Below are 6,395 nucleotides of genomic sequence, written 5' to 3'. Positions count from 1 at the left end.
TCCCTTGTAAAGGATCCGGATATCAAAACCACTTACGCCCAGCGCTATGCCCTGAACGACGAACATGCGCCACTGTCCCTTATTGATTCCCTTGCAGGGGACATCAACAGCAGGCTGCTGATGTACAGGAAACTGGAGGAGATTGGCAAAACCTATCTCTTTCCGGAAGATTATCTCACCCAGGAAGCCCTGGCCGAAGCAGCACTTTTCGAGGACCGCAGATTTCTGCCTGCCGAGGACAAGGTGGTTTATGTGGATAACAAAGTCCTGGAACAGGATGGAAAGAGCTATGAGGCCTTCTACTTTAAACTCCGCAGTAAAATGGATTACGATAAGGCTTACAGGATCCACATTGTAACCTACGAACAGCCGGAAAAAGGGCTGGCAACAGTTCCGGCCTTCAAGAACGAAGGATATCGCCTCCCCGACACCGAATCCCTGGAGGAGGGCCTGGAGTATGTGACCCAGGAATTCTTGCTGCGCAACCGTAAACGAGCTCTGGTGGGCAGGAACCACAGGGCCCGGGATTATGGCTATCTCGGATTGTAGCTAACACTATCGATATACAACCATGAAAAACTTCATTTTGGGATTGGCGATGCTTCTGGGGAATCTGTCTTTTTCCCAGGGCCTGGTCTGTTCCGCCGAAGACAAGAGCGCCTTTGAAAATAAGATCATTGAGCTGGAACAGCACAATGCGCAAAACCCGGGGGAACTGCTCGTGAGCATAGGCAAATCCTTTATCGGCACACCCTATGTAGCCGGGACCCTGGAAGTTGCTGAATCAGAAAGCCTGGTCATCAACCTTAGCGGGCTGGATTGCACCACATTTGTGGAGAACGTACTGGCATTTGCCATTATTTTTAATAAGGGGGAACCCACTTTTGAGACCTATATTGATGTCCTTAAAAATATCCGCTACCGCAATGGCGGCATCTCGGGCTATGCTTCCCGATTGCATTATTTCTCTGAATGGATCGCCGATAATGAAAAGAAGGGATGGGTTAAGGAAGTCACCCAGTACCTTGGGGGTGTACCTATGGAAAAAGCAAGGAACTTCATGACCACCAACAGGGATCTTTACCCGCACCTTAAATCTCAGGAGAACTATGAGGAAATGGCCCGCATCGAGCTCGCCCTGAAAGACCAGCCCGTGTATTTTTTACCCAGATCGGCTATAGCGAAACAGGAGCAGCTCATTAGGCATGGGGATATTATCGCCCTGGCTACATCGATAGACGGACTGGATGTCACCCATACCGGGATTGCCAGCAGGGAGCAAGATGGCAGGATCTATCTGTTGCACGCCTCCTCTAAGGGACAGGTAGAATTGAGTAAACTCCCCTTGACCGACTACCTGACCGGTGTTAAAAATAATATCGGCATTCTGATCGCCCGACCTACTTTTTGAGGACTTTGTCCAAACCATCCCTGTTTATTTCGCAAGCCTCCAGGGGGGATATTTCCTGTTCTTACCGGCCTGGAAAAGCACAATATGGTTGTGGTCCGGATCTGATAAACGCGCTTCACGCCAAAGCCAGGGTTCATCCCGGGGTCCGGAAACAAACTTAACTCCTGCGGCTTTCAGTCGCTTTACCTCTGCATCCAGATCCCTGCATTCAAAGTACAGGTGTACACCATCCCCTCCGGGAAGCTGGTCTACCTTGTGTATGGAAAAAGTAGCCTCTCCCTCGGGACATTCAAATCGGGCATAGCCGGGAAGGGCTTCCACAATTAACTGAAGACCCAGGGTTTGGTAAAAAGAAATGGCCCTTGCCACATCCAGGGCCGGCACAGTAACCTGGTTCAGGTTCATAGGCTTGGTCTTGGTTTTCGAGACTAAATATCGGAAAATTGTGTGGGCCGGAGACGGGATGGCACTATCCGGCTAATGACATCATGTACTTTTTGGGCGTGGTACCGAACTTTTTCCGGAATGCTGCAATGAAATGACTGGCCGTGCTGTAGCCCACTTTGAGGCCTACCTCATTCACATTGAACCTCTGGGACTCCAGCATCTTGCGGGCATATTCCATCTTGTAGTCGAACAGGAAACTATAAACTGAATCCCCATATACCTGTTTAAAGCCCTCTTTCAATTTTTTCAGCGGGAGGCCAACTTCTTCAGCCAGTGGTTTCAGGCCCGGAGGTTCCGCCATGTTCTCAATGATGATTTCCTTGGCCCTGCGTATGCGTTTCAGGTGGTCTTCATCTACCAGATACGGACATTGTTCCAGGGACGTTTCCTCATTCCTGTTGAACAAGAGGGCGATAAGTTCATAGACCTTTCCCCTGAGGTAAAGGGGGGTTACCGAAGGGTGCAGGTTATAATTCATTATCTGGTTGAGAATAATGGTCACCCCGGGGGAAATGGGATCCTGGGCGTAGTACTTACGATCCTTGTTCTCCTCACTAAGGAAAGGAATATACCCCGCTTCTGTGGAGAACAGCGCATGAAAGCTCCGGATGGTCATGATCAGGGAAACCATCTGGGAATGCGGCCGCAGCTCCAGGTGCATAGGCAGATCGGTCTCCGTATTGTAGAGCAGCAGTGAACTACTCTCTGCAATGTCCAGGGCGTATCGGCCCTCATTGAAAATAAACTTTCCGCCTCCTTTTAACCCAAAATGTATCTGTATGAAAGACCGGTCGATTTCTCGTGTAACTTTCTGAATGGCATTGGACGCATTGACCATGGTAAGGATGTAGCCATCCTCATCAAATGGCAGTGCGCGATATGAACCTTCAGCGATATTTTTCGACAAGCCAGGATGTGCTTTCATAAATCAGTTATTTAGAATTGTTCTAAATAAATTAGTTGGTATTCCCTTTGTTTATCGCAAATGTAGCTGAATTTAAACAGATAAGAGCTTCTGCGGCAATAAAAAACTTAAACCGTTATTATTTGCACCTACAGCGTTATTTTTCTCCCGGATACCCAATTATTTTTGTCGACAGTTAACGGGTACATGAAGAAATACCACATCTCCAGGCATAATTCATTTTACACAGTAGGGCTGAGCTACAAGAATGCCAATGCCGATGTCCGCGGGCAATTCAGTCTGGACGAGGCTGCATCCGAGCGTTTGCTAATCCGGGCCCGCGAAACAGGTGTCGACGGCCTTCTGGTGATCTCCACCTGTAATCGCACAGAGCTGTACGGTTTTGCCCAACACCCTTTTCAACTGATCAAGCTGCTGTGTGAAGGTACTCCCGGCAGTATGGAAGCATTTGAACAGGTGGCTTATGTCTACAAGAATTATGAAGCGATCAATCACCTGTTCAGGGTGGGGACCGGTTTGGACAGTCAGATTTTAGGGGATTTTGAGATTATCAGCCAAATCAAGAAAAGCTTCCTGCAAGCGAAAAAATACGGATTGACCAACCATTTCCTGGAGAGGTTGTGCAACTCGGTCATACGGGCAAGCAAACGGGTCAAGAACGAGACGGAAATCTCCAGTGGCGCTACTTCGGTGGCCTTTGCTTCTGTGCAGTACATACTTAATAATATTTCGGACATCTCCTCAAAGAATATCCTGCTTTTCGGAACGGGAAAAATAGGTCGCAATACCTGTGAAAACCTGGTAAAACACACCCATAATTCCCATATTACCCTGATCAATCGCACCAAGGATAAGGCAGAAAAAATTGGAGGAAAATTTCACCTGGTGGTAAAAGACTTCTCAGCGATCAAAGAGGAAATCAGCCAAACCGATGTGCTTATCGTTGCTACCGGTGCCCAGTCCCCTACCATCACCCCGGAAATGATACAAACTAAGAAGTCGCTCCTGGTGCTGGACCTCTCTGTTCCCAAAAATGTATCGGACGGTGTCAATCAACTAGATGGTGTTTCGTTGGTGCATCTCGATCACCTTTCGAAAATTACGGACAAGACCCTGGAAAGGCGCCGGCAGTATATCCCACAGGCGGAAGAGATCATACGTGAAGTACAGGAGGAATTCACCAACTGGCTGGAATCCCGAAAGTTTGCCCCTATCATAAAAGCCCTGAAGGAAAAGCTGAGGAGCATGAAAGAAGAGGAGCTCGACTTTCAATCCAGAAAACATCAGAATTTCGACACTACACAAGCAGATCTGGTTTCAGATCGCATCATCCAGAAGATCACCAGGCATTTTGCCAACCACCTGAAAGAAGCAGATATCGATACGGATGACAGCCTGGAATTGATCCGTAAGGTATTTCAGCTTGAAGTGGACACCCCATGAACAATCCCCTGAAAATTGGCACACGTGACAGTCAACTGGCACTGTGGCAGGCCACGCTGGTAAAAAATGCCCTCGAGAAACAGGGTACGCTCTCCCAACTTATTCCCATCAAATCCATCGGAGATATTGTATTGGACAAACCCCTGTATGAACTTGGCGTAACCGGAGTATTTACCAAGGCACTCGACATAGCCCTTTTGAAAGGGGAAATCGACCTGGCCGTACATTCCATGAAGGACATGCCCACACAGCTCCCGGAAGGGTTACAGCTTGGTGCTGTTCTGGAACGTGGCAACCCCCACGACGTTCTGATCCACAATGGGCTCAACTTCCTGAATGAGGAAGGGATTGTCGCAACAGGCAGCCTGAGAAGGCAGGCCCAATGGTTGCACCGGTATCCCAATCATGAGATCACCGATCTGAGGGGCAATGTACAAACCCGCCTGAGAAAGCTGGAAGAGAATACGTGGGATGGCGCCTTGTTTGCTGCCGCAGGCCTGGAGCGCCTAGAACTGGACCTTGAAGGTGCCACCCAGCTTAAATGGATGATCCCGGCACCGGCTCAGGGAGCAATCGCCGTGGTTACTTCCTCAGAAAGTCAATCAACACAGGACAAGGTAAGTGGCCTGAATCATTCCGAAACCAAAACATGCACCCAAGTGGAACGCGATTTCCTCCGCACCCTGGAAGGTGGATGCTCTGCCCCAATTGGTGCCCTGGCAAGAATAGAGGGAAATACCCTTATTTTTAAAGGGGTCCTCCTTACCCCTGACGGACAAAAACGGATTTATATTTCAAAGGAAGACCATGTTTCCCAAGCCGCTGATCTTGGCAAACGCTATGCCAAGGAAGTGCTGGAACAAGGGGGGAAAGAAATCATGAAGGAAATAAAAGAGCACCTCAGCAAATGATCAGGATCCTGTCGACCAAAATACTGTCACAGCAACAGAAGGCGCTTCTGTATCCCTTGAACATTATGCTTGAGGAATATGAGGGCATTTCTGTTTCCTATAAATCCTTTACGCTGAACACGGCTTTTGACTACCTCCTGATTACAAGCCAGAATGCGGTGAGGAGCCTGCTGGCCCATTTAAAAGGTGCAGCCGAGCCTGCATCGCTCCTGGAAAAAAAAGCTTTTTGCGTGGGTGAAAAAACAGCCCTGCTGCTCGAACGATCCGGTATTGGTGTACAACACTGTGAAAAAAATGCGCAAGCCTTAGCACATTATCTGGTGGAGCAGCATCCCCAAAAAGCCTTTCTATTCCTTTGCGGGGACAAAAGACGTGAGGAACTACCAAGTATACTGAAAAAGCACAAGATCGATTTCCAGGAGGTTGTGGTATATGAGACCAGTTTAAACCCCGTGGCCTTTGACCGGGAATATGACGGCTACCTGTTTTTTAGTCCCAGTGCGGTGAAAAGCTTTGCGATGAAAAACCCATCGCGTACCGGAACCGCCTACTGTATTGGTCCTACTACGGCCGAAGCAGCAAGGAATACGCGTTTTCCCGTAAAGGTCGCTGCATCTCCCTCAGTTGAGGCTGTGCTGCAACTGCTTATTGACACCTACAACAACAAAAAGAAGAATTAATTATGGCTATAAAGAACGACCTATTTCTACGTGCACTTCGCGGTGAAACCGTTTCCCGGCCTCCGGTGTGGATGATGCGACAGGCAGGGCGCTATCTTCCGGAATTTATGGCCATCCGGGAGAAATACGATTTTTTTACACGATGCCAGACCCCTGAACTGGCCTCGGAAATTACCGTTCAGCCAATCCGGCGCTATGGTATGGATGCCGCTATTTTGTTTAGTGACATCCTGGTAATCCCACAGGCTATGGACATAGAAGTGCAAATGAAACCCGGTTTCGGGCCCTACCTTCCCCATCCCATCAGGGAAAAAAGCGACCTGGAAAGAGTGGTTATCCCGGAGGTGGAACATGCACTCGGTTATGTCATGGACGCCATTCGCATGACCAAGGAAAAACTACAGGATGAGATTCCCCTAATTGGTTTTGCAGGTGCCCCATGGACGCTACTGTGCTACTGTGTTGAAGGACAGGGGTCCAAAACATTTGACAAGGCCAAAGGATTTTGCTTTACCCAACCTGAAGCGGCACATGACCTGCTGCAAAGAATCACTGATACCACCATTGCCTACCTTAAG

At 48.7% G+C, this 6,395-nt stretch carries 7 protein-coding genes and 1 pseudogene; 6 read left to right on the top strand and 2 right to left on the bottom strand.

The features are described from left to right. Nucleotides 1–549, top strand: a pseudogene (locus tag AC4E7D_RS10205) (TraB/GumN family protein); the annotation flags it as partial. Between the two features lie 22 nt (nucleotides 550–571). Further along, nucleotides 572–1,411, top strand: a complete 840-nt coding sequence (locus tag AC4E7D_RS10200) for an N-acetylmuramoyl-L-alanine amidase-like domain-containing protein (protein WP_490173696.1) — start codon at nucleotides 572–574, stop codon at nucleotides 1,409–1,411. A gap of 24 nt (nucleotides 1,412–1,435) precedes the next feature. On the opposite strand, the gene AC4E7D_RS10195 is transcribed toward AC4E7D_RS10200, so the two are convergent. Continuing rightward, nucleotides 1,436–1,816: a VOC family protein gene (locus AC4E7D_RS10195; protein ID WP_490173695.1), complete on the bottom strand. Its 381-nt coding sequence runs from the start codon at nucleotides 1,814–1,816 to the stop codon at nucleotides 1,436–1,438. 64 nt (nucleotides 1,817–1,880) lie between these two features. Continuing rightward, nucleotides 1,881–2,783 carry a helix-turn-helix transcriptional regulator gene (locus tag AC4E7D_RS10190; RefSeq protein ID WP_490173694.1) on the bottom strand — a complete coding sequence of 301 codons (903 nt, stop codon included), beginning with the start codon at nucleotides 2,781–2,783 and terminating at the stop codon, nucleotides 1,881–1,883. A gap of 186 nt (nucleotides 2,784–2,969) precedes the next feature. Between AC4E7D_RS10190 and hemA the strand changes: the two genes are divergently transcribed. The 4 genes from hemA to AC4E7D_RS10170 all read left to right on the top strand — a co-directional run. Continuing rightward, on the top strand, nucleotides 2,970–4,226 hold the full coding sequence (gene hemA, locus AC4E7D_RS10185) for a glutamyl-tRNA reductase (protein WP_490173693.1): 1,257 nt from the start codon (nucleotides 2,970–2,972) through the stop codon (nucleotides 4,224–4,226). Further along, nucleotides 4,223–5,137 carry a hydroxymethylbilane synthase gene (gene hemC / locus AC4E7D_RS10180; RefSeq protein WP_490173692.1) on the top strand — a complete coding sequence of 305 codons (915 nt, stop codon included), beginning with the start codon at nucleotides 4,223–4,225 and terminating at the stop codon, nucleotides 5,135–5,137. The genes hemA and hemC overlap by 4 nt, the downstream gene beginning before the upstream one ends. Further along, complete coding sequence (locus tag AC4E7D_RS10175; protein ID WP_490173691.1) at nucleotides 5,134–5,817, top strand: uroporphyrinogen-III synthase; 684 nt, start codon at nucleotides 5,134–5,136, stop codon at nucleotides 5,815–5,817. Before hemC ends, AC4E7D_RS10175 begins: the two co-directional genes overlap by 4 nt. A 2-nt stretch (nucleotides 5,818–5,819) precedes the next feature. Then, nucleotides 5,820–6,395, top strand: a 576-nt coding sequence (locus AC4E7D_RS10170) for a uroporphyrinogen decarboxylase family protein (RefSeq protein WP_490173690.1), incomplete at its 3' end; no start/stop codon positions are given.

The organism is Lentiprolixibacter sp., from assembly GCF_982873095.1.
The sequence above is the reverse complement of the archived record's forward strand: the minus strand, read 5'-3'. Positions and strand labels throughout refer to the sequence as shown.